Here is a 24134-nt window from a genome sequence, read left to right on the forward strand (position 1 = left end):
GCCTGGCTGGCGTCCGGCGCCGGCAGCGCGCGGCGGTCCAGCTTGCCGTTGGCGGTCAGCGGCAGGCTACCGAGGAACAGCAGGTGCGTCGGCACCATGTGTTCCGGCAGGACCGCCTTGAGCGCCGCGCGCAGTTCGTCGCGCAAGCCTTCGCATTCTCGACTGGGGACTATGTAGGCCACCAGTTGCGTACCGCCCGGCCCTTCGTGGGGCAGTACTGCCACCTCGCGCACCTGCGGTTGCTCCAGCAGGCGCGCCTCGATCTCGCCCAGCTCGATGCGGAAACCACGAATCTTCACCTGGTGATCGATGCGGCCGATGTACTCGATCACCCCATCGCGACGGAAACGCGCCAGGTCGCCGGTGCGGTACAGGCGCCCACCCTCGCCGGAGAACGGGTCGGCCACGAAGCGCGTACTGCTCAGGTCCGCACGATTCAGGTAGCCCCGCGCCAGGCCGGCGCCACCGACGTAGAGTTCGCCGATGCAGCCCGGCGCCACCGGCTCCAGCTGGGCATCCAGCAGGTACCACGACAGGTCCGGGATGGGCTCGCCGATGGGGCTGGCGGCACCGCCCTCCAGATCGGCCAGGGTGATCGGCCGGTAGGTGACGTGCACCGTGGTCTCGGTGATGCCGTACATGTTGATCAGGCGCGGCGCCTGGTCGCCGAAGCGTTCGAACCAGGGACGCAGCGCAGTGACTTCCAGCGCCTCGCCGCCGAACACCACATGGCGCAGCGCCAGGTCGATCTCCCGCGCCGGGTCGCACGCCACCTGTTGCAGCTGCTTGAACGCCGAAGGCGTCTGGTTCAGCACGGTGACGCGCTCGCGGCACAGCAGCGCCAGGAAGTCCTCCGGCGAGCGACTGATTTCGTGCGGCACGATGACCAGCTTGCCGCCGTACAGCAGCGCACCAAAGATTTCCCACACCGAGAAGTCGAAGGCATAGGAGTGGAACAGCGTCCAGGCATCGTCCTCGCCGAAGCCGAACCAGTGGTTGGTGGCTTCGAACAGACGCAGCACATTGCGGTGCGGCAGCAAGGTGCCCTTCGGCTTGCCGGTGGAGCCGGAGGTGTAGATCACGTAGGCCAGGTTATCGACCGTGGCGCGATTGGCCGGGTCGCTTTCCGGGTAGCCCGCCAGCCAGTCGGCGCCGCCCTCCAGCAGCAGGGTCTGCACACCGGGCGCCGCGGGCAGTTGCCCCTGCACCTCAGCCTGGGTCAGCAGCATGCCGATGGCGCTGTCCTCGATCATGTAGGCCAGGCGGTCCTGCGGGTAGCGCGGGTCCAGCGGCACGTAGGCGCCGCCGGCCTTGAGGATCGCCAGCAGGCCGACGACCATCTCCAGGCTGCGTTCCACGGCCAGCCCCACCAGCACGTCCGGGCCCACACCGGCCTCGATCAGCCGATGCGCCAGGCGGTTGGCCCGGGCGTTAAGCTCGCCATAGCTCAGGGCCCGGCCCTGCAAGGTCACCGCCACCGCCTGCGGGCGCAACGCGGCCTGGCGGGCGATGCCCTGATGCAGGCATTCCTCCACCGGGAAACTGCGCAGGTCCGGGTTCCAGGCCCGCAGCACGGCGTCACGCTCGGCCGCGTCGAGCAGTTCCAGCTCGCCGATGCGCGCCTCCGGGTGTGCCACCATGGCCTGCAGCAGGTTGACCCAGTGCGCGCCGATGCGCTCGGCGCTGGCGGCATCGAACAGGTCGCAGGCGTAGGTCAGCTCGGCGCTCAGGCCCTGGGCGGTCTCGCAGGTGTCCAAGGTCAGGTCGAACTTGGCGGTCCGCACCTCCCAGACCATGTCCTCGATGCGCAGCCCGGCCGGTCCCACGCTGCGCGCGCCGCTGTGGTGCTCGCGCTGGTGGTTGTACAGCACCTGGAACAGCGGCGCATGGCCAAGGCTGCGCTCCGGCTGCAAGGCGTCCACCAGTTGCTCGAAGGGCAGGTCCTGATGGCCCTGGGCCTCGACCACAGCCTGCCGCACCTGCCCCAGAAGGCTGCGGAAGCTTGTTTGCGGGTCGACTTCGGCGCGCAGTACCTGGGTGTTGACGAAGAAGCCGATCAGCCCTTCGGTCTCCAGGCGGTTGCGGTTGGCGATGGGCACGCCGACGCGGATGTCCGCCTGGCCGCTGTAGCGGTGCAGCAGGGCCTGGAACGAGGCCAGCAGGAGCATGAACAAGGTGCTGCCCTCGGCCTGCGCCAATTGCCCAAGGGCCTGTTCCAGCCCGGCCGGCAGGGCGATGCGCAAGCGTCTGCCACGCTGGCTGCGCTGGCTCGGCCGCGGGCGGTCGCCGGGCAGCTCCAGCAGCGGCTGCTCGCCGCCCAGGCGCTCGCGCCAGTAGGTCAACTGGCGCTCGCCCTCGCCGGCGGCCAGCCACTGGCGCTGCCAGGCGGCGTAGTCGGCATACTGGATCGGCAGCTCGGCGAACCTCGGCGCCTGCCCGGCGCTGCGCGCGGCATAGGCCTGCAGCAACTCCTCGACCAGCACCTGCAGCGACCAACCGTCGGCGACTATGTGTTGCAGGGTGAGGACCAGCACCCGGTCCTCGGCCTGGCTTTCCAGCAGCAGGACACGCAGCAAGGGGCCGTTGCGCAGGTCGAAGGGCCGGTGCGCCTCCGCTTCGACCAGGGCGCGCAGCGCCACCTCGTCCGTGCCCGGCGCCAGCTTGCGCTGCTCGATGGCCAGCGCCAGCCGCGGGTGGATCAGTTGGCGCGGCTCGCCGCCGACCTCATCGAAGGTGCTGCGCAGGCTTTCGTGGCGCAGCAGCAGGTCGTCCAGCGCCGCCTGCAGCGCCGCCACGTCCAGCTCGCCGCGCAGGCGCAGCGCCAGGGGGATGTTGTAGGCCGGGTTGTCCGGCTCCAGCTGCCAGAGGAACCACTGGCGCTCCTGGGCGAACGACAGCGCTGCAGCCTCGCCGCTGCGCCGCGGGATGCGCGCTTCGGCCTGCGGCGCCAGCCCGCCCAGGGCGGCAGCGAAGCCGGCCAGGGTCGGCTGTTCGAACAGCAGCCGCAGCGGCGCCTGGACGCCCAGGCGGCGGCGCACCCGTGAGACCACCTGGGCCACCAGCAGGGAGTGCCCGCCGAGGTCGAAGAAGTGGTCTTCACGGCCGATGCGCTGCACGCCCAGCAGTTCGCTCCAGATCGCCGCCAGGGTCTCCTCCAGCTCGCCCAGCGGGGCGCTGAAGGCAGCCTGCGCCAGAACCGCCTCGGGTTGCGGCAGGGCCTTGCGGTCGACCTTGCCGTTGGGGGTCAGCGGCAGTTCGGCCAGGAACACCCACTGCGCCGGCACCATGTAGTCCGGCAGGCCGGCCAGCAGGGCTTGCCTGAGCTGCTCGCGCAGCGCCGGCAGGGCATCGGCCTTGTGTCCGGCCGCCGGCACCAGATAGGCCACCAGTTGAGCGCCGCCGGGGCCGGGCTGGGCCACCACCACAGCGGCGTGCACGGCGTCCTGTTGCAACAGGTGCGCCTCGATCTCGCCCAGCTCGATGCGGAAGCCGCGGATCTTCACCTGGTGGTCGATGCGACCCAGGTACTCGATCACTCCGTCGGCGCGGTAGCGCGCCAGGTCACCGGTGCGGTACAGGCGTTCGCCCAGCCCGAAGGGGCTGGCCACGAAGCGTTCGGCGGTGAGCGCCGGGCGCTGGAGATAGCCGCGCGCCAGCCCCTCACCGCCGATCAGCAGTTCGCCGGCGACGCCTGGCGCGCAAGGCTCCAGAAACTCATCGAGGATGTACAGGCCGGTATTGTCGATGGGTGCCCCCAGGTACGGGCGGCCCTGGGCCGGCACACGGTACTGCGCCGACCAGATGGTGGTCTCGGTGGGGCCGTAGAGGTTCCACAACTCTGGCGCCTGTTGCAACAGGCGTTGCGCCAGCTCCTCGGGCAGCGCTTCGCCGCCGCAGAGCAGGCGGCAGCCGTGCAGCAGCGGCGCACGCTCGCTGTCCAGCAGCATGCGCCAGGTCGCCGGGGTGGCCTGCATCACGTTCACGGCGTGGCGCTGCACCAGGTCGAGCAGTGCTTCGGGGTCCTGCGCGGCGTCGCTGGCGGCCAGCACCACGCAGGCGCCCCGGGCCAGCGGCACGTAGAGTTCCAGGCCGAAGATGTCGAAGGAGAAGGTGGTCAGCGACAGCAACCGGTCGCCCGCCGCCACGCCGGGTTGGCGGGCCATGCTGGCGACGAAGTTGGCCAGCGCGGCATGCCGTAGCATCACGCCCTTGGGCTTGCCGGTGGAGCCGGAGGTATAGATCACGTAGGCGAGGTTCTGTGCCCCGGCCACTGGCGCCAGGTCGCCATCGGCGCGATCCTGCAGCAGCGCGTCCAGGTCGTCCAGCAGCAGGGCCGCGCAAGGCTGCTCGAGGGCGAGCTGTTCAAGTACCTGCTGCTGCGTCAGCAGCAATGCCAGGCCGCTGTCCTGCACCATATAGCGCAGGCGATCGGCGGGGTAGCGCGGGTCCAGCGGCACGTAGGCGCCGCCGGCCTTGAGCACCGCCAGCAGGCTCACCACCATGGCTACGCCGCGCTCCAGGGCGATGCCCACCAATTGCTCGGCGCCCACGCCACGCTCGCGCAGAAGGTGCGCCAGGCGGTTGGCCCGGGCATTGAGTTCCGCGTAGCTCAGGCGTGCCTCGCCGAACAGCAGCGCCGGCTCGTGGGGGGTCAGCGCGGCCTGGCGCTCGAACAGCTGGTGCACGCCCAACTCGGCGGGGAACCCGACCGGCGCCGGGTTGCACTGGAGCAGCAGGGCCTGGCGCTCGTCCGCATCGAGCATCGGCAGTTCGCCCAGGCGCTGCTGCGGGTCGCGCACCAGCGCCTGCAGCAGGTTGCTCCAGTGGCGGCCCAGGCGCTCGACGCTGGCGGCGTCGAACAGGTCCAGGGCGTAGGTGAACTCGGCGCGGATACCCTGCGCCGTCTCGTAGGTTTCCAGGCTCAGGTCGAAGGGCGCGCCGGGCGCCTCCCACGACAACTGCTCCACCACCAGCCCCGGCAGATCGGCCAGGCGCGCGCCATGGCCGGCGACGCCCTGGTGGTTGTACATCACCTGGAACAGCGGGCTGTGGCCGAGGCTGCGCTCCGGCTGCAGCGCCTCCACCAGTTGCTCGAAAGGCAGGTCCTGGTGGGCCTGGGCCTCCACCGCCACGCGCCGCACCTGCTGCAACAGCTCGCGGAAGCTGCGTTGCGGATCCACCTCGGCGCGCAGCACCTGGGTGTTGACGAAGAAGCCGATCAGCCGTTCGGTCTCCACCCGGTTGCGGTTGGCCACCGGGACCCCGACACGGATGTCGCGCTGGCCGCTGTAGCGCTGCAGCAGGGCCTGGAACGATGCCAGCAGGAGCATGAACAGAGTGACGTCCTCGCGCCGCGCCAAAGCCTTGAGCGCCTCGCTCAGTTCGGCCGGCAGCTGCACTGCGCTACGCGCGCCACGGTAGCTCTGGCGCGGCGGGCGCGGTCGGTCGCAGGGCAGTTCCAGCACCGGTTGCACGCCGCCCAGCCGGGCCTGCCAGTAGGCCAGCTGGCGCTCGCGCTCGCCGGCTTCCAGCCAGTGACGCTGCCAGATGGCGTAGTCGGCATATTGGATCGGCAGGTCCGCCAGATTCGCCGTACCGCCCTGGCGGTGGGCAGCGTAGAGGGCGATGAGCTCTTCCACCAGCACGCCCATGGACCAGCCATCGGCCGCCGCGTGGTGCAGGGTCAGTGTCAGCACGTGATCATCCGCCGCCAGGCGCAGCAGACGTGCGCGCAGCAGTGGGCCCTTGCGCAAATCGAAGGGCTGACGCGTCTCGTTTTCAACAAAAGCGGCAATGGCCATGGCCACGTCGCCCACGCCCACCTCGCTCACCGGCAGGTCCACCGACGACTCGGCGAGGATCAGCTGGCGTGCGTGGTCCTGCTCCTCATCCTCGACGAACAGCGTGCGCAATGCCTGGTGCCGGCTCACCACGCCGGCCAGCGCGGCGCGCAGCGCCTCAAGGTCCAGCTCGCCGCGCAGGCGTAGCGCCGAGGGGATGTTGTAGGCCGGGCTGTCCGGCTCCATCTGCCAGAGGAACCACTGGCGTTCCTGGGCGTAGGACAGCGGCAGGCTGTCGAACGCCGAGGCCACCTCGGGAATCGGCAGGTTCGCCGGCGAGACGCCCTCTTCCAGCATCTTCTGCAGGTAGGCCTTGCGCTTGTCGAGCGGCAGGGTGATGAAGCGCCTGGCGATCCTCAGGGCGACATTCATATCCATCAAGCTTCCTCCATTTCGTCAAGCAGGGCTTCCAGCTTGTTCAGTTTCGATGTGTCGACCTGTTCGCCGGCGCCTTGCAGCTGCTCGACGAAGACGGCCAGGGTGGGGAACTGGAACAGCAACTGCGGGGTGAGCTTCAGCCCCAGCTCCAGCTGCAGGCGCGAGACCACGCCGACCGCCAGCAGCGAATGGCCGCCCAGTTCGAAGAAGTGGTCGTCGCGGCCCACGCGCTCGAGCCCCAGGACCTCGCACCAGATGGCCGCGACCTGGTTCTCCAGCTCGCCCTGCGGAGCCACGTAGTCTTCTTGGCGGGTGCTGGCATCGGGCAACGGCAGGGCCTTGCGCTCGACCTTGCCGCTGGGCGCCAGCGGCAGCCGCTCCAGCAACATCAGGTGCGCCGGCAGCATGTATTCCGGCAGGCGCTCGCGCAGGTGCGCGGCCAGGCGGGTGCGCAGGTCCTCGGTGTCGCCGGGCCACGCGCGCGGCACCGCGTAGGCCACCAGCTGCAGGCCGCCGGCTGCGGGTAGCGCCAGTACCAGGGCCCGGGCCAGGGCCGGGTGTTCGCCCAGGCAGGCCTCGATCTCACCCGGCTCGATGCGGTAGCCGCGGATCTTCACCTGTTGGTCGGCGCGGCCGAGGTACTCCAGCACGCCGTCGGCGCTCCAGCGCGCCAGGTCGCCGGTGCGGTACAGGCGCCGGCCGGGAGCGCCGAACGGATCGGGCACGAAGCGCTCGGCGGTCAGCCCCGGGCGGCCGTGGTAGCCGCGGGCGAGCAGTTCGCCGCCCACCGCCAGTTCGCCCACCACGCCTTCGGCCACCGGCTGGCCGGCGCCGTCGAGCACGTACAGGGCGCGCCCGGGCAGGGTGCGGCCGATCGGCAGACTGGCCGGCAGCGCGGCGGCGCCGTTCAGGTAGGCGGCGCAGTCCAGACTGGTGACCGTGACCGTGGCCTCGGTGGGGCCGTAGGTGTTGAGCAGGCGCACGTGCTGCAGCCCGGCTGCGCGCCAGGCCGCCAGGCCTTCCGGCGGCATGGCCTCGCCGCCGCTGTGGACCTGGCGCAGGCGCCCATAGTCGCGAGGGCCGCGCGCGGCGAAGTCGCGGGCGAGCATGCCCCAGTACGCCGCAGTGAGGTACAAGGTGGTGATGCCCAGGTCGAGGATCTGCCGATACAGCGTCTCGCTGTCCCACACCTGTGCGTCGCGCAGCACCACCGAGGCGCCCCGGGCCAGTGGCGGGTAGAGCTGCTCGACGAAGGCGTCGAAGCTGAAGCTGGAAAACTGCAGCATGCGGTCCTCACGGTCGATGCCGTAGAAGTCCGCCGCCACTTCGACGTGGCGGGCCAGGGCCTGGCGGCTGATGGCCACGCCCTTGGGCCGACCGCTGGAGCCGGAGGTGAACATCACGTAGGCGAGGTTGGCCGGCTGCGCGCGCGGCGCCGGGTCATGGGCCGGGTGGGCGGCCCAGGTGGCCTCGTCGTCCAGCGCCAGGCACGCCAGCGATGCCGGCAGCGCCAGGCCGGCCAGCAACTCGGCCTGGCCCAGCAGCAGGCGCAGGCCGCTGTCCTGGATCATGTAGCCCAGGCGCTCGGCCGGATAGTCCGGGTCCAGCGGCACGTAGGCGCCGCCGGCCTTGAGCACCGCCAGCAATGCCACCACCAGCTCCAGGCCACGCTCCATGGCCACGCCCACCAGCACGTCGGGGCCGACACCAGCCTCGATGAGGCGGTGCGCCAGGCGGTTGGCGCGGGCGTTCAGCTCGCCATAGCTGAGTTCGCGGCCATCGAACAGCAGCGCGCAGGCCGTCGGCTGGCACGCGGCCTGCTCGGCGAAGCGCAGTTCGACGTCGCGCTCGTCGGCGTAGCGCCCGGGGTTGTACGCCCAGTCGCGCAGCAGGCGCTGGCGTTGTTCGCCCTCGATGAGTTCGAACTCGCCCAGCGCGGCCTGCGCGCCAAGCGCCGGCATCTGCGCCAGCAGGTGCGTCAGTTGACGGTCCAGGCGCTCGATGGCGGCCGCGGTGAAGTGCGCACGGTCGTAGCCGTACTGCAGCTCCAGGGTGCTGCCAGCGTTGACGCCCAGGCTCAACGGGTAGTTGGTCTGCTCGTGGCTGGCCATGGCGCCGAAGGTCAGGCCTTCGCTGGCCTGTTCCTGGAGCACGGCGGCCACCGGGTAGTTCTCGAACACCAGGATGTTGTCGAACAGCGCCTCGCCGCCCTGCCCGGCCCAGCGCTGGATGTCGTACAGTGGCGTGTGCTCGTGCTCGCGCAAGGCCAGGTTCTGCTCCTGCACCTGCTGCAGCCACTGCCCGAGGGGCTGCTCGGCGCGCGGGCTGGCGATCACCGGCAGGGTGTTGATGAACAGCCCGACCTGTTCCTCGACACCGCGCAAGTCTGCCGGTCGACCCGCCACGGTGGCGCCGAAGGCCACCGTGGCCTGGCCGCTGCAACGCTGTAACAGGAGCAGCCAGGCGGCCTGCACCAGGGTGTTGAGAGTGACTTTCTGGGCCCGGGCGAACTCGGCCAGGTCGCGGGTCCGCTCGGCATCCAGCTCGCAGCGGAACTCGGCGTGGCCGCTGCCACCCAGCTCGCCGGCAACCAGGGCGCGGGCCAGTCGGGTGGGCTCCTCCAGCGGACGTAGCTGTTCGCGCCAGAAGGCTTCATCGCGCTGCGCGTCACGCGCCTGCAGCCAGGCGATGTAGTCACGGTAGCGTCCCGCCGGGCGCCGCGGCTCGGCGCCGTGGTAGCGCTGCAGCACCTCGCCGAGCAGGTGCGCGTTGCTCCAGCCGTCCATGAGGATGTGGTGATTGGTGTAGATCAGGTGCCAGGCATGTTCGCCGCTGCGCACCAACGCCAGGCGCAGCAGTGGGGCGCGACCGAGGTCGAAGCCCTGCTCGCGCTCGGCGGCGGCCAAGCCGTCGAGGGCCTCGGTGAGGTCCGCGCGACCGCGCCAGTCGACCAGGCTGCAGGGCATCTCGACATGGCGGCGGACAAATTGCAGCGGCACCTCGCTGCCCTGCCAGAGGAAGCCGGTGCGCAGGCTGTCGTGGGCGTCCAGCACGGCCTGCCAGGCCTGGTGGAAGCGCTGCGGGTCCAGGCCCTCCACGTCCAGGCGCAGCTGGTTGATGTAGTCGCCGGCGTCCTGCCGGTACAGGCTGTGGAACAGCATGCCCTGCTGCATCGGCGACAGCGGGTAGAGGTCGTCGATTTCGCCGAGGGCCAACGGCAGGTGATCCAGCTGCTCCTGCCGCAGGTGTGCCAGGGGGAAGTCAGAGGGCGTGGCGCCCTGCCCCGGCGCCGCGCAGCAGTGCGCCAGCAGCACGCGCAGTTCCTCGGCGTAGGCGTCGGCCAGGGCCTGGATGTCGGCCTCGGCGAAGCGCTCGCCGCTGAAGCTCCAGTCGATGCGCAACTGCCCGCCATAGACCCGGCCGTTGAGCGCCAGCCAGTTGGCCATGGGCGCGTCGGGGCTCTGGTCGGCGCCGGCGGCCTCGCCGCTGGGCACGAAGAGCGCGTCCTGGGCGGCGGCAAAGCTGGCGTCGAACTGGCCCAGGTAGTTGAAGGTGATGCGCGGCTGCGCCAGCCCGGCCAGCTCGATCTCGCCCTCGCGATGGCGCAGCAGGCCGAAGCCGAGCCCCTTGTTCGGCACCGCGCGCAGTTGTTCCTTGACGCGCTTGAGCGCTTCGCCCGGCTCACCCGCCGGGCTCAGGCGCAGCGGGAAGACGCTGGTGAACCAACCGACCGTGCGGCTCAGGTCGATGTCGTCGAACAGTGTCTCGCGGCCGTGGCCTTCGAGCAGCACGGCGGTTTCGGGCTGCCCGGTCCAGCGGCAGATCACCCGCGCCAGCGCGGTCAGCAGCAGGTCGTTGACCTGGGTGCGGTAGGCCGCCGGCGCTTCCTGCAACAGACGACGGGTGGCCTCGGCATCCAGCTCGGTGTGTACCGAACGGGCATGGCGGTTGGTCTGATCGCCCTCGGGGTTGGCGCCGGGCAAGGCAAGGTCAAGGCCACGCAGCTGTTCCAGCCAGTAGCCGCGCTCGGCCTCCAACGCGCCGCTGGCGGCATGGGCCTGCAGGCGCTCGGCCCAGTGCTTGAAGGCGCTGGTCTTGGCTGGCAGGACGATCGCCTGCCCGGCCTTGGCCTGGCGGTAGGCGCCTTGCAGGTCCTCGAAGAGCACGCGCCAGGACACCCCATCCACCACCAGGTGGTGGATCACCAGCAGCAGGCGCTGGCTGCCGTCCGCCTGAGTGGCCAGCAGCGCACGCAGCAACGGCCCCTGGGCCAGGTCCAGGCTGCGCTGGGCGGCCTCGGCGTGCCGGCGCAACACCTCGTCGCCGGCCATCTCGACCTGGCGCAGCAGCCCCTGGGCCACCTCGGCCTGGTGCTCGGCGCGCCAGTTGCCCTGTTCCTCGCGGAAGTTCAGACGCAGTGCGTCATGGTGCTCCACCACGGCCTGCAGAGCGCGTTCCAGCGCTCCGGCATCGAGGCGCTCACGCACCTCCAGCAGCACCGACTGGTTCCACCAGTGGCGCTCAGGGATGGCCTCGGCGAAGAACGCCCGCTGCACCGGCAGCAGCGGCGTGGCACCGCGCACCGGCCCCTGGTCGATGCCGACGGCGCCACCGAGGCTGGCCAGCGGTGCCAGCTCGGCAATGCTCTGCGCCTGGAACAGCGCCTTGGGGGTGAAGTGGATGCCGGCCTGGCGCGCGCGGCTGACCAGTTGCAGGGAGACGATCGAGTCGCCGCCGATCTCGAAGAAGTTGTCGTCCACGCCCACCTGCGGCAACCCCAGGACATCGGCCCAGATCGCCGCCAGGCGTTTTTCCAGTTCGTTGCGCGGGGCCACGTAGGCGCCCTGTTGCTCCTGCGCGACGGGCACTGGCAGGCCCTTGCGGTCGAGCTTGCCGTTGGGCGTCAGCGGCATGCGCTCGAGGAAAAGCAGGTGCGCCGGCAGCATGTATTCCGGCAGCCGCTCCCGCAGGGCCTCTCGCAGCGCCGTACGGCAGGCCGCCTGGGTATCGCCCGGCGCCGCCAGGGCGGCATCCTGCGGCACCACGTAGCCGACCAGTTGCATGCCGCTACCGCCGCTCTGGGCCACCACCACCGCCTCGCGCACCGTCGGCAGCTCGCGCAGGCGTGCCTCGATCTCGCCCAGCTCGATGCGGAAGCCTCGGATCTTCACCTGGTGATCGACCCGGCCGAGGTAGTCGACCACGCCGTCGGCGCGGCCACGGGTCAGGTCGCCACTGCGGTACAGGCGGCTGCCGGGGGCGCCGAAGGGGTCCGGGACGAAACGCTCGGCGGTCAGCGCCGGGCGCTCCAGGTAGCCGCGGGCCACGGCCTCGCCGCCCAGGTACAGCTCGCCCGCCACGCCGATAGGCAGCGGGTTGAGCTGCGGGTCGAGGATGTAGCCGCAACGATTGCCGATCAGCTCGCCGATGGGCATGTAGGCGGCGCCACAGGGGTCGCCGCGGCGCGCTTTCCAGAGCAGCGGGGTGACCACCGTCTCGGTCGGACCGTAGCCGTTGAACAGGTACTTCGGTTGCAGCGCACGCCAGGCCAGGTCGTAGCTGGTCTGGGCCACCGCGTCTCCGCCGCAGCAGTAGATGCGCACCGGCGGCGGATTGCCGACGCGCTCGGCGTGCTCGGCCAGTTGCTGCATATACACCGGCGGGAACACGGCCACCGTCACCCCGTAGTGGCGCAGCTTCTCGTAGGCCTGTTCCGGCAGCCACAGCTCGTCCTCGCGCACCAGCACCCGCGCGCCGTACACCAGCGGGTGCATCCAACCCTCGTGGGCGCCGTCGAAGGCGAACGACATGAAGTGCATCTCGCAGTCGTCCGGGGTCATTTCGTAGCGCTCGCCGTTGGCCAGGATGTGCGCGGCCAGCGGCCCGTGCTCCACCGCCACGCCCTTGGGCAGGCCGGTGGAACCGGAGGTGTAGATGACATAGGCCAGGTTGCCGCCGGCCAGGTCCGTCTGCGGTTCGTGGTCGGGGCCGGCGTGCCAGTCGAGGTCGCGGTCCAGGGCCAGGCTGGTCAGCCCTTCGGGTAGCGGCAGGCGCGGCAGCAGGCGGCTGTCGCTGAGCAGCAGCTGCGCGCGGCTGTCCTGCATCATGTACAGCAGGCGTTCGCGGGGATACTCGATGTCCAGCGGCACGTAGGCTCCGCCGGCCTTGAGCACGCCGAGGAAGGCCACCACACTTTCCAGGCTGCGTGGCAGGGCGATGGCCACCCGCGCCTCGGGGCCGACGCCACGGGCGATCAGCGAGTGGGCCAGGCGGTTGGCGCGACGGTCCAGCTCAGCAAAGCTGAGGCTGCTGTCGCCGAACAGCAGCGCGGTGGCCTGCGGCGTGCGCCGCGCCTGGTCGGCCACCAGCTGGTGCACCAGGCGCTGGCGCGGGTAGCCGGCGCCGGTCCGGTCCCAGAGCGCACGGAGCTGCCGCTGCTCGTCGGCATCGAGCAGGCCGATGCACCCCAGCGGCTGCTGCGGGTCGGCGATGAACGCCTCGATCAGGTTCAGCCAGTGGCGGTGCAGGCGCGTCACGCCCTCCTCGCTGAACAGCGCGCTGTCGTAGCTGTAGTGCAGGCTGAGGCCGGCGCCCAGGCCCAGGGCAACGGTCAGCGGGTAGTTGGTCTGCTCGTGGCTGGCCAGGGCGCCGAAACGCGGGCCCTCGCCGGCGCCGCGCGCCAGCACCTCGGCCACCGGATAGTTCTCGAACACCAGCAGGCTGTCGAACAGCGCCTCGCCGCCCAGGCCGGCCCAGCGCTGGATGTCCACCAGCGGCGTGTGTTCCTGCTCGCGCAGCGCCAGGTTCTGCGCCTGTACCGCCCGCAGCCAGGCCGCCACCGTCAGCTGCGGCGCCGGACTGCCGACCACCGGCAGGGTGTTGATGAACAGCCCGATCTGCCGCTCGATGCCCGGCAGCTGCGCCGGGCGGCCGGCGACCGTGGCGCCGAAGGCCACGCAGTCCTGGCCGCTGTAGCGCTGCAGCAGCAGCGCCCAGGCTGCCTGCAGCAGGCTGTTGAGAGTCACCTGGTGACCCACGGCGAAGCGTTTCAGGCGCTCGGTATGCGCCGGCTCCAGGGTCCATTGCAGGCTGCGCATGCCGGCCTCGCCGGCGCGCGGCTGCGGCGCCGCGGCCTGGGCCAGGCGGGTCGGCTCCTGCAGCTCGGCCAACTGGCCTTTCCAGAAAGCCTCGCTGGCGGCCTTGTCCTGCGCCTGCAGCCAGCCGATGTAGTCGCGGAAGCGCCCGGGGCTGCCGCCCGGGGCACGCCCGGCGTAGCGCTCCAGCACTTCGCCGAGCAGCTGCGCATTGCTCCAGCCGTCCAGCAGGATGTGGTGGTAGGTGTGCACGAGGTGGTAGCGCTGCTCGTCGCAACGCACCAGTTGCAGGCGCATCAGCGGCGGCTGGCGCAGGTCGAAACCGCGCTGGCGTTCCTGCTCGGCGAGCCGGTCGAGGACCACGGCGCAATCGGCGCGGCCGCGCCAGTCCAGTGTCTCGAACGGCAGTTCGACGTGGCGCAGCACCGCCTGCAGCGGCTGCGCCAGGTCGCCCTCGCTGAGGAAACCGGTACGCAGGATGTCGTGGGCATCCAGGGTAGCCTGCCAGGCCTGGCGGAAGCGCTGCGGATCCAGCACCTCGATGTCCAGGCGCAATTGGTTGACGTACTGCTCGCTGTCCTGCTCGTAGAGGCTGTGGAACAGCATGCCCTGCTGCATCGGCGATAGTGGATAGAGGTCGTCGATTTCCCCGAGTGCCAGCGGCAAGCGGTCCAGTTGCGCCTGGTCCAGGCCCGCCAGGGGGAAGTCCGAGGGCGTCGCCCCGACGTGGCGCGGGTCGCGGCAGTGGTCGATGAGCGCTTGCAGCTCGCGCGCGTAGTCGTCCACCAGGCGCTGCACGCTGGCCGCTGCGAACATCTCCTGGCTGAACGCCCAGCTCAGGTTCAGCTCGCCGCCGTAGACCTGGCCTTCGATGCTCAGCCAGTTGGCCAGCGGCGCGCGCGGGTCCTGGGCCTGGCCGGCGCTTTCCGCGGCCGGTACCAACAGCGCGCTTTCGTCGAACTGGCGGTCGAACTGGCCCAGGTAGTTGAAGGTGATGCGCGGCTGCGGCAGCGCCGCCAGGGTCTGGGCACTTTCGGCGCCGGCCAGGTAGCGCAGCAGGCCGTAGCCGACGCCCTTGTCCGGCACGCCGCGCAGTTGTTCCTTGATTGCCTTGATCGAGGCGCCGAGGTCGGCGGCCGGGGCCAGGCGCAGCGGGAACAGGCTGGTGAACCAGCCGACGCTGCGGCTCAGGTCCAGCCCGCCGCCCAGGTCCTCGCGGCCGTGGCCTTCCAGTTGCACCAGCACGCTGGCCTCGCCGCTCCAGCGGCAGATCACCCGGGCCAGGGCGGTCAGCAGCAGGTCGTTGACCTGGGTGCGGTAGGCCGCCGGGGCTTCCTGCAGCAATTGGCGGGTGCGCTCGGCGTCCAGGGTCAGGGCTAGCTTGCGTTCGTGGCGGTTTTCCAGCGCGCCTTGCGGGTTGTCGCATGGCAGCGTGCGCGGGGCGTCGGCCAGTTGTGCCTGCCAGTAGGCCAGTTCGCCTTGGCGTTGTCGGGCCTGATCCTGCAACTGGCGGGTCCAGGCCTGGTAGGCGCTGCTGCGCGGCGGCAGCTCGGCGTCCGGCTGTGCGTACAGGTGCTGCAGGTCTTCCAGCAGGATGCGCCAGGACACACCGTCCACCACCAGATGGTGGATCACCAGCAGCAGGCGCTGGCCGCCGTCGGCCACGTCCACCAGCAGCGCGCGCAGCAGCGGGCCCTGTTGCAGGTCCAGGCTGCGCTGGGCTTCTTCGCAGAGCGCGGCCAGCGCCTCGGGCGAAGCGGCCTGGCGGCGCCACAGTGGGTTTTCGGCCTGTTCGGCATAGGCCTGATGCCAGGCACCGTCTTCCTGGCGGAAGCGCAGGCGCAGGGCGTCGTGGTGCGCCAGCAGGCGCAGCAGCGCGCGCTCCAGGCGCTCGCCGTCCAGCGGCTGGCGGGCCTGCAGCAGCAGCGACTGGTTCCAGTGCTGGCGTTCGGGGATGGCCTGCTCGAAGAACCAATGCTGCACCGGCGCCAATTCCGCCTCGCCATGGGCTGGTGCCTGTTCCACCGGAGTAGCCGCCAGGGGCTGGGCGACCTGGGCCAGGCCGCGCACGCTCTGGTGCTGGAACAGGTCGCGCGGGCTCAGCTGCAGCCCCGCCTGGCGCGCCCGGCTGACCACCTGGATGGCGATGATGGAATCGCCGCCCAGGGCGAAGAAGTTGTCGTCCAGGCCGACCTGGGGAATGCCCAGCAGGTCCTGCCAGATGGCCGCCAGGCGCTGCTCCACCTCGTTGCGCGGTGCCACGTAGTCGGTCTGGGCCACGGTCACGTCGGGCTTGGGCAGGGCCTTGCGGTCGAGCTTGCCGTTGGGGCTCAGGGGCATCTGTTCCAGAACAAGCCACTGCGCCGGGACCATGTATTCCGGCAGGCTGCTGGCCAGGTGCGCGGCCAGGGTTTCGCGCCAGTCGTCCTGCTCGGCATCGAGCACGACGTAGCCGACCAGTTGCTTGCCGTCCACGGCCAGCACCGCCGCTTCGCGCACCGATTCGTGTTCCAGCAGGCGCGCCTCGATCTCGCCCAGTTCGATGCGCAGGCCGCGCAGCTTCACCTGGTGGTCGATGCGGCCGGCGTACTCGATCACGCCGTCGACGCGGTAGCGGGCCAGGTCGCCGGTGCGGTACATGCGCTCGCCAGCCGCGAAGGGGCTGGCGACGAAGCGTTCGGCGGTCAGCGCCGGGCGCTGGTGGTAGCCGCGGGCCAGGCCTTCACCGGCCAGATACAGCTCGCCCAGCACGCCTACCGGTACGGGTTCCAGATTGCCGTCGAGGATATGGCAGCCCAGGTTGGCGATGGGCTGGCCGATCGGGACGGCGTCCTTGCCCTCCTCCACACAGGTCCAGTGGGTGACGTCGATGGCGGCCTCGGTAGGGCCGTAGAGGTTGTACAGGCCGGCTTGCGGCAGCTTGGCGAAGACCTGTTGCTGGGCATCCACCGGCAGCGCCTCGCCGCTGCAGATGATGCGTTTCAGGCTGGAGCAACTGGTGACTGCGGCGTCCTGCAGGAAGGCCTGCAGCATCGAAGGCACGAAGTGCAGCGTGGTGACGCCTTCGCGGTTGATCAGCTCCACCAGCTTCGCCGGGTCGCGGTGATCGCCCGGTGCTGCGACCACCAGGCGCGCGCCGGTCATCAGCGGCCAGAAGAATTCCCAGACCGAGACGTCGAAGCTGAATGGCGTCTTCTGCAGCACGGCATCGCCGGCGTCCAGGCCATAGGCTTCCTGCATCCAGCACAGACGGTTGGTCAATGCGCGATGGCGGTTTCCGGCGCCCTTGGGCTTGCCGGTGGAGCCGGAGGTGTAGATCACGTAGGCGAGGTTTTCGCCGTCCAGAACCACAGCGGGATTGGCCTCGCTGTAGCCTTCCAGCCAATCGCCGTCCTGATCCAGATCGATACGCTGCACGCCCTCGGCCAGCGGCAGATCGAGGTGCGACTGGCTCAGCAGCAGCTTCACGCCGCTGTCTTCCAGCATGTAGGCCAGGCGCTCGGCGGGGTATTCCGGGTCCAGCGGCACGTAGGCGCCGCCAGCCTTGAGGATGGCCATCAGGCCGACGACCATCTCGATGGAGCGCTCCACCGCGATGCCCACCAGGCTGTCCGGGCCGACGCCATGCGCTTTCAACAAGTGGGCAAGCTGGTTGGCCCGGCGGTTCAGTTCCGCATAGCTCAGGCGTTGCTCGCCGAAGGCCAGCGCCGGTGCATCCGGGTAGCGCTCGGCCTGTTCCTCGAACAGCTGGTGCACGCCGCGTTGCAGCGGGTACTCCGTGGCCGTGGCGTTCCACTGCTGCAGGATCAGTTCGCGCTCGCCGACATCCAGCATCGGCAGCTCGCCGACCGCGCGCTGCGGGTCGTCGATCATCGCCCGCAGCAGGTTCTGCCAGTGCCGCGCCATGCGCTCGATGGTCGCCGGCTCGAACAGGTCGGTGGCGTAGGTCAGCGCGGCGTACAGGCGGCCGCCCTTTTCGTAGGTGTCCAGGGAAAGGTCGAACTGGGTGGTGCGGCTCTGCCAGTCCAGGCGGCTCAGGCGCAGGCCGGCCACGTCGTCCAGGGCCTCGATGTCGGCCACCTGCGGCTGATGGTTGTACATCACCTGGAACAGCGGGCTGTGGCTGAGACTGCGCTCCACCTGGAAGGCCTCCAGCAGGCGTTCGAACGGCAGGTCCTGGTGGGCCTGGGCGCCCAGCACGCTGTCGCGCACCTGGGCCAGCAGGCCCTGCACCGGCGTCTGCGCGTCGAATACCGCGCGCAGCACCTGGGTGTTGACGAACAGGCCGATCAGCCCTTCCACCTCGGCGCGGTTGCGGTTGGCGATGGGCGCGCCGACGCGCAGGTCGCCCTCACCGCTGTAGCGCTGCAGCAGCACGTCGAAGCCGCCCAGCAGCAGCATGAACAGCGTCAGCCCCTGTTGCCGCGCGGCGGCGCGCAGCGCTTCGGCCAGGGCCGGTTCCACGGCGAATTCGTAGCGGGCGCCGCGGTAGCTGGCCTGGGCCGGGCGCGGGTGGTCGGCCGGAAGTTCCAGCACCGGGTGACGCTCGCCGAGCTGCTTGCGCCAGTAGTCCAGCTGGCGCTCCTGTTCGCCGGCCTCCAGCCAGCTGCGCTGCCACAGGGCGTAGTCGGCGTACTGTACCGGCAGCGCCGACAACTGCGCTTCACGGCCCTCGGCATAGGCGCTGTAGAAACGGCCGAATTCCTCGATCAGCAGGTTCATCGACCAGCCGTCGGAGACGATGTGGTGCAGCGTCAGCAGCAGCACGTGTTCCTGCTCGCCCAGGCGGATCAGGCGCACCCGCAGCAGCGGGCCGCGGCCCAGGTCGAAGCTCTGCAGCGACTCGCGCTGGGCTTCCTCGCGCACGCGCGCTTCCCGTTCATCCGCGGCCAGGGCGCTGAAGTCCTCGTAGGCCACCTGCAGCTCGCCGGGCATGGGCGCCAGCAACGGGGTGCCGTCCGCATCCGCGACGAAGACGCTGCGCAGGGTCTCGTGGCGCTCCACCAGGCTGGCGAAGGCGCGCTCCAGGGCCTGGCGGTCCAACGCCCCTTGCAGGCGCACGGCGCCGGGCAGGTTGTAGGCGCCGCTGTGCGGGTCCAGCTGCCAGAGCAGCCACATGCGCTGCTGGGCGTAGGAAGGCCGCTTGCGCTCGGCGCTCTCCACCCCGGCCGGAATCGGGAACAGCGAGAAGTCGACTCCCTCGGCGCCCAGGCTGTCGAGGAACATCCGACGTTTTTCCGGGGGCAGCTCGATAAAGCGGCGGGCGAGTTTCAGGGAGTGGTCTGCGTTCATCGGTTCTCTTCCGTGCACGTGGGCAGCGAGCGCCTTGGGCTCGAGTGGACTCAAGGGGGAACGGACCAGGTACGGGGAAAATTACCCTGCGAGAGAGGCAGGAGCGGGTCTTGCGACCAGTGGGATTTCCCCGAACTATCAGCGACTTATGCAAGACAAAAGTTTTTTGCATCTACCCCTAAATTCCCCGCGCAGCACCTCGTTTCACCCGAATAACGAGCATTGCGCGCAGCCACCGATGCCGCCCATGAGCCCCAGCGAAAGCCTGCAGAACCCCCATGGCAAAGAAGTCCCGTTCAAGACTCTGGTTCCTCGTCCACAGCTGGTTGGCCCTGCCCATCTGGTTCTTCGTCCTGCTGGTGTGCCTGACCGGCACCCTGGCGGTGGTCAGCCAGGAACTCGTCTGGCTGGCCAAGCCGGAGGTGCGCGCCAGCATGCCCAGCGCCGACGCCCAGGAACTCAGCTTCGACCAGTTACTGGCGGCGATCGCCCGGCAGCAGCCGGAGATCCGCGTGGAGACGCTGAACTTCCCGCAGGAGAACCATTTCGCCCTCACCGCCCGGGTCAGCTTCCCCGACGGCTCGCGCGCCAGCCTGTACGTCAACCCCTACAGCGGGACGATCCAGGGGCAAAGCACGAACTTTGACTTCCGCCAGTTCACTCGCGCCCTGCACGGCTGGTGGCTGGTGCCGTTCAACCACGGCTACAGCTGGGGCTGGTACCTGGTCTCGGTGCTGGGCCTGCCGATGCTCGCCTCGCTGGTCACCGGGCTGGTGGTCTACAAGCGCTTCTGGCGCGGCTTCCTCAACCCGCGCCTGCGCCTGAATCAGGGCGCGCGGATCTTCTGGGGCGACCTGCACCGGCTGGGTGGCATCTGGTCGATCTGGTTCATCGCGGTCATTTCCATCACCGGCACCTGGTTCCTGATCCAGGCGCTGCTGGCCGACAACCACGTCACCCTGTCCACCCAGGGAGTGCCGCCGGTAATCGCCCGAGCCGACGTGCCGCAGGGCGAAACCGCCCCGCCGCTTAGCCTCGACGAGGCGGTGCGCATCGCCCAGCGAAGCGTACCGAGCCTTCAGGCCAGCGACGTGGCCCTGCCATCCAACGCCTACAGCCCGATCTACGTCGAGGGCCGCGGCTGGTACCCACTGATGTACCAGACGGTGGCGGTCAACCCCTACACCGGGCGCATCGAGTCCACCCACCTGCTCAGCGACCGCAGCGCGCTGGAGTTCGTCACCGAGTCGATGCGCCCGCTGCACACCGGCGACTTCGGCGGCATCTGGCTGAAGCTGGTGTGGTTCGTGTTCGGCCTGATCCTCAGCCTGATGGTGCTCAGCGGCCTGCTGATCTGGAGCAAGCGCACCGCCCAGGCCACCGCCGCGCTGGTCAAGCGCCAGCGCCGGGCACCGCGCCCGCCCGGGCCGGCGCCGATGGACCAGGCGCTGGAGGGCCGGCCATGAACAAACCCGCCACATTGCCGGTCGCCTCGCCGCTGCGGAGCCTGTGGCTGCGTTGGCGCTTCCATCTCAACGTGCTGCTGGTGCTGGTGCCGCTGGCCTTCATGCCGCGCTACTTCGCCGACGTGGCGCTGTTCCGCGGCACCAGCGGCCTCGGCGAGCGCGAGTTCGGCGAGTTCCAGGTCGGCCCCTGGAGCCTGCGCCTGGCCGAGCTGCACGATGCCGCCCCGCACAACGAGGGCCCGGCCGGCTACCTCAAGGAGTTCAACGCAGCGCTCTGCGCCGCATGCATTCCCCAGGTGCGCGCGGCCTACCTGCGCGTAGGCAAGCCACGCAGCCTGCGCACTGCCGGCGCAATCTTCTTCGGCTCGCCCTACCGAATGGGCGCCTCGCTGCCGATCCCGCCGCGCACCGGCAGCGATGCCGAACTGTGGATCACCCTGGAGGGCTGGGACGGCTCGGTGCACCAGGCCGCCGTGCCGCTCTCCGTCGCCTCTCCGGCCACCCTGGCCTGGCTGAAACAACGAGGAAAACCATGATCGCCGCTTCCACTCGCCTGCGCCGTCTGGCACTGGCGGCCCTACTGCTTGGACTGGCCGGTACCGCCCAAGCGCACAACCCCGTTTGCGAATGCGAAGGCGTGGACGCCGGCAAGATCCGCTGCAAGGGCGGTTTTTCCGACGGCAGCGGCGCCCCGGGGGTGACCCTCGACGTGATCGGCTACGACGAGCGCATCCTGGTGCCGGGCAAGCTCGGCGAAGACTCCACCCTCACCTTCGAGCGCCCCGAGGGCGAGTTCTACGTGCTGTTCGACGCCGGCCCCGGGCACGTGGTGGAAATCGACCACGCCGACATTCCAACGCCATGAGCGTACAGATCGTTCGCCCGGCCGGTGCCGGCCATGAAACCCTCTACGTGCTGCTCGGCGCGCTGCTGATCGTTCTGCTTGCCGCCACCGCCATCGCCCTGCGCCAGGAACGCCACGCGACCACCGCACCCGTCGCGCACCAGCTGGACGCGCGGCGTGACCTGAATGCCGCCGAGCAGGGTATCTACGCCGACCTGCAGGTGGCCGCCGAAGAAATCCAGGCCCGCCTGGCCGAAGCGGGCGCCGCGCCAAGCCCCGCCGAACTGGCCGCCGAGGGCTTCCCACCGTTCACCCGGGACGCTGCCGCGGCCAGCCGTGGCGGCCACGCCTGGGGTCTGGCCGACGATGCCGCCGGGCTGCGCTACCTGGGACGCAGCGCCCAGGCAGGGGGGATCGGCTCCTTCCTCCTGCTGCTGCCGGCGCAGGGCGAGCCCGAAGTCTGGCTTAGCCGCGCGCAGCCAGCGCCAGAGCAGGCACCGGCGAACGCCGAGGCGCTGGTCGCCGACGGCTGGCGGCAGGTAATCAGCCAGTTCGACGCCGGGGTGACCCGCCAACACCGCCATTGACCCACAGCGACTCCACAGAAGGTTCCCTTCCATGCGCTTCTCCCGTGTTCTGCGCGGCCTGGCCGCCGCCCTCCCCGCCCGCGCGCTGCTGGCCGCGGCGCTGCTCCTGGCGCTGCCGGTCGGCCATGCCGAGCCGGCCAAGCGCCTGCGCATCGGTATCACCCTGCATCCCTACTACAGCTACGTGAGCAACATCGTCGGCGACAAGGCCGAGGTGGTGCCACTGATCCCGGCCGGCTTCAATCCGCACGCCTACGAGCCGCGCGCCGAGGACATCAAGCGCATCGGTACGCTGGACGTGGTGGTGCTCAACGGCGTGGGCCACGACGATTTCGCCGAGCGCATGATCCAGGCCAGCGAGAAGCCCGCCATCCCGCTCATCGAGGCCAACGCCCGGGTGCCACTGCTGGCCGCTACCGGCACCGCCGCTCGCGGCGCCGGCAAGGTGGTCAACCCGCACACCTTCCTGTCCATCAGCGCCTCCATCACCCAGGTCAACACCATCGCCCGCGAACTGGGCAAGCTCGACCCGGCCAACGCCACCACCTACACGCGCAATGCCCGCGCCTACGGCCAGCGCCTGCGCGCCCTGCGTGCCGCGGCCCTGGGCCGGCTGAGCCAGGCGCCGGCGGCGGACTTCCGCGTGGCCACCATCCACGGCGCCTACGACTACCAGCTGCGCGAGTTCGGCCTGGAGGTCACCGCGGTGGTGGAGCCAGCCCACGGCATCGAGCCCAGCCCGAGCCAGTTGAAGAAGACCATCGACCAGCTCAGAGAACTGGACGTGAAGGTGATCTTCTCGGAGATCGACTTCCCCTCCACCTACGTCGACACCATCCAGCGCGAGTCCGGGGTGAAGCTCTACTCGCTGTCGCACATCTCCTACGGTGAATACAGCGCCGACAAGTACGAGCAGGAAATGGCGCGCAACCTCGACACCGTGGTCCGCGCCATCCAGGAGTCCGGCGCATGACCGCCGTCGAGGCACTGGGCCCGCCGCCCGGGCCACGGGTGCTGTTCGCCGGGGTCAGCCTGGAGCTGGGCGGCAGCCGCATCCTCGACGAGGTACGCCTGGAGGTGGCGGCCGGCAGCGTGCACGCCCTGGTCGGCCCCAACGGCGGTGGCAAGAGCTCGCTCGTCAAGAGCCTGCTGGGGCAGATGCCGCACCGCGGCGAGCTGAGCCTGGAATGGCCCGGCGTCCCCGGCTGCGTCGGCTACGTGCCGCAGGCGCTGGAGTTCGAGCGTGGCCTGCCGCTGACCGTGGACGACTTCATGGCCGCGCTGTGCCAGCGCCGCCCGGCATTCCTCGGCCTGTCGCGCAACCGGCGCCCGGCGATCGACGCGGCGCTGGAGCGGGTCGGCATGCTGGCCAAGCGCGGCCGGCGCATGGGCGCCCTGTCCGGCGGCGAGCGCCAGCGCGTGCTGCTGGCCCAGGGCCTGGTTCCACCGCCGCAACTGCTGGTGCTGGACGAACCGATGTCGGCGCTCGACGAAGGCGGCATCCAGGTCTTCGAACGCCTGCTGCAGGACTGGCGCCGCACCGGGGTGACGGTGCTGTGGATCGAACACGACCTGCAGGCCGTGGCACTCCTGGCCGACCGCGTCAGCGGGCTCAACCGTCAACTGCTGTTCGACGGCCCGGCGGCCACCAGCCTGACCCCGGAACGCCTGCTCACGCTGTTCTCCACCCTGCCGCGCAAGCCGGAGGCAAGCCGATGAACGACACCTATGAGGCCTTGCGCCAAGCCATCCAGGCCTGGGCGGCGGCCGGCCACTTGCCGCAGGTCCTGGCCTACGGTTTCGTCATCAATGCCCTGCTCGCCGGCGCGCTGATCGGCCCGGTGCTTGGCGGCCTGGGCACCCTGGTGGTGGTCAAGCGCTTCGCCTTCTTCTCCGAAGCGGTGGGCCACGCCGCGCTCACCGGGGTGGCCATCGGCATCCTCCTCGGCGAGCCCTACACCGGCCCCTACGGCAGCCTGTTCGGCTACTGCCTGTTATTCGGCGTGCTGCTCAACTACCTGCGCAATCGCACCGGGCTGGCCCCGGACACCCTGATCGGGGTGTTCCTCTCGGTGTCCCTGGCACTGGGCGCCAGCCTGCTGCTGGTGCTGGCCGGGAAGATCAACGTGCATATCCTGGAGAACGTACTGTTCGGCTCGGTGCTGACGGTCAACGCCCACGACCTCGCGGTGCTCGCGGTGGTCGCCGTGCTGGTGCCAAGCCTGGCCCTGCCGCTGTACAACCGCATCATGCTGGCCAGCTTCAACCCGCAGTTGGCGGCGGTACGCGGGGTGGCGGTGAAACGCCTGGACTACCTGTTCGTGGCCCTGGTGACGCTGGTCACCGTGGCCGCGGTGAAGGTCATCGGGGCGATCCTGGTGGGCGCCCTGCTGGTGATCCCGGCAGCCGCGGCGCGCCTGGTCAGCCAGTCGCTGCGCGGCTTCTTCTGGCTGTCGGTGCTGATCGCCAGCCTCAGTACCCTGAGCGGCATCCTGCTGCCCATCGCCCTCGACCTGCCGATCCCCTCGGGCGCGGCGATCATCCTGGTCGCCGGCCTGGCCTTCACTCTCGCCGCCGTCGCCCGTGGCTGCCTGCCGCAGCTCAAGGGCAACCTCGGATGAAAGGAACCCACC

9 protein-coding genes are annotated in these 24134 nt (G+C 70.2%); 7 read left to right on the forward strand and 2 right to left on the reverse strand.

Going from position 1 to position 24134, the window contains the following annotated elements:
- Both BM060_RS33430 and BM060_RS28010 read right to left on the reverse strand, forming a co-directional pair.
- Positions 1 to 6218 (reverse strand): non-ribosomal peptide synthetase (locus BM060_RS33430; protein ID WP_256257874.1); only part of this gene is annotated, 6218 nt, incomplete at its 3' end.
- Positions 6218 to 18604 carry a non-ribosomal peptide synthetase gene (locus tag BM060_RS28010; RefSeq protein WP_074985167.1) on the reverse strand — a complete coding sequence of 4129 codons (12387 nt, stop codon included), beginning with the start codon at positions 18602 to 18604 and terminating at the stop codon, positions 6218 to 6220. The genes BM060_RS28010 and BM060_RS33430, both read right to left, overlap by 1 nt.
- A gap of 278 nt (positions 18605 to 18882) precedes the next feature.
- On the opposite strand from BM060_RS28010, the gene BM060_RS28015 reads away from it, so the two are divergent.
- The 7 genes from BM060_RS28015 to BM060_RS28045 are packed head-to-tail and all read left to right on the forward strand — an operon-like array spanning position 18883 to position 24122.
- Positions 18883 to 20070 carry a PepSY-associated TM helix domain-containing protein gene (locus BM060_RS28015; RefSeq protein WP_074985169.1) on the forward strand — a complete coding sequence of 396 codons (1188 nt, stop codon included), beginning with the start codon at positions 18883 to 18885 and terminating at the stop codon, positions 20068 to 20070.
- Complete coding sequence (locus BM060_RS28020) at positions 20067 to 20606, forward strand: PA2404 family protein (RefSeq protein WP_074985171.1); 540 nt, start codon at positions 20067 to 20069, stop codon at positions 20604 to 20606. The genes BM060_RS28015 and BM060_RS28020 overlap by 4 nt, the downstream gene beginning before the upstream one ends.
- Positions 20603 to 20935, forward strand: a complete 333-nt coding sequence (locus tag BM060_RS28025; protein WP_283939431.1) for a hypothetical protein — start codon at positions 20603 to 20605, stop codon at positions 20933 to 20935. Before BM060_RS28020 ends, BM060_RS28025 begins: the two co-directional genes overlap by 4 nt.
- A complete protein-coding gene (locus tag BM060_RS28030) occupies positions 20932 to 21501 on the forward strand; it encodes a DUF6162 family protein (RefSeq protein ID WP_074985174.1) in 570 nt (189 codons plus the stop codon). Before BM060_RS28025 ends, BM060_RS28030 begins: the two co-directional genes overlap by 4 nt.
- A gap of 31 nt (positions 21502 to 21532) precedes the next feature.
- Positions 21533 to 22474 carry a metal ABC transporter solute-binding protein, Zn/Mn family gene (locus tag BM060_RS28035; RefSeq protein WP_074985176.1) on the forward strand — a complete coding sequence of 314 codons (942 nt, stop codon included), beginning with the start codon at positions 21533 to 21535 and terminating at the stop codon, positions 22472 to 22474.
- Entirely contained in the window at positions 22471 to 23220 is a 750-nt protein-coding gene (locus BM060_RS28040; RefSeq protein ID WP_074985179.1) for a metal ABC transporter ATP-binding protein, read from the forward strand. The genes BM060_RS28035 and BM060_RS28040 overlap by 4 nt, the downstream gene beginning before the upstream one ends.
- Positions 23217 to 24122, forward strand: a complete 906-nt coding sequence (locus tag BM060_RS28045) for a metal ABC transporter permease (protein ID WP_074985181.1) — start codon at positions 23217 to 23219, stop codon at positions 24120 to 24122. Before BM060_RS28040 ends, BM060_RS28045 begins: the two co-directional genes overlap by 4 nt.
- The last annotated feature ends 12 nt before the right edge of the window (positions 24123 to 24134 follow it).

The sequence above is a fragment of the Pseudomonas citronellolis genome (assembly GCF_900112375.1).
GTDB lineage: Bacteria > Pseudomonadota > Gammaproteobacteria > Pseudomonadales > Pseudomonadaceae > Pseudomonas > Pseudomonas citronellolis.

What these genes read in the sequence shown, in the direction of transcription:
- BM060_RS28010 (WP_074985167.1), bottom strand. Translation starts at nt 18,604, where the DNA reads ATGAACGCAGACCACTCCCTGAAACTCGCCCGCCGCTTTATCGAGCTG.
- BM060_RS28015 (WP_074985169.1), top strand. Translation starts at nt 18,883, where the DNA reads ATGGCAAAGAAGTCCCGTTCAAGACTCTGGTTCCTCGTCCACAGCTGG.
- BM060_RS28020 (WP_074985171.1), top strand. Translation starts at nt 20,067, where the DNA reads ATGAACAAACCCGCCACATTGCCGGTCGCCTCGCCGCTGCGGAGCCTG.
- BM060_RS28025 (WP_283939431.1), top strand. Translation starts at nt 20,603, where the DNA reads ATGATCGCCGCTTCCACTCGCCTGCGCCGTCTGGCACTGGCGGCCCTA.
- BM060_RS28030 (WP_074985174.1), top strand. Translation starts at nt 20,932, where the DNA reads ATGAGCGTACAGATCGTTCGCCCGGCCGGTGCCGGCCATGAAACCCTC.
- BM060_RS28035 (WP_074985176.1), top strand. Translation starts at nt 21,533, where the DNA reads ATGCGCTTCTCCCGTGTTCTGCGCGGCCTGGCCGCCGCCCTCCCCGCC.
- BM060_RS28040 (WP_074985179.1), top strand. Translation starts at nt 22,471, where the DNA reads ATGACCGCCGTCGAGGCACTGGGCCCGCCGCCCGGGCCACGGGTGCTG.
- BM060_RS28045 (WP_074985181.1), top strand. Translation starts at nt 23,217, where the DNA reads ATGAACGACACCTATGAGGCCTTGCGCCAAGCCATCCAGGCCTGGGCG.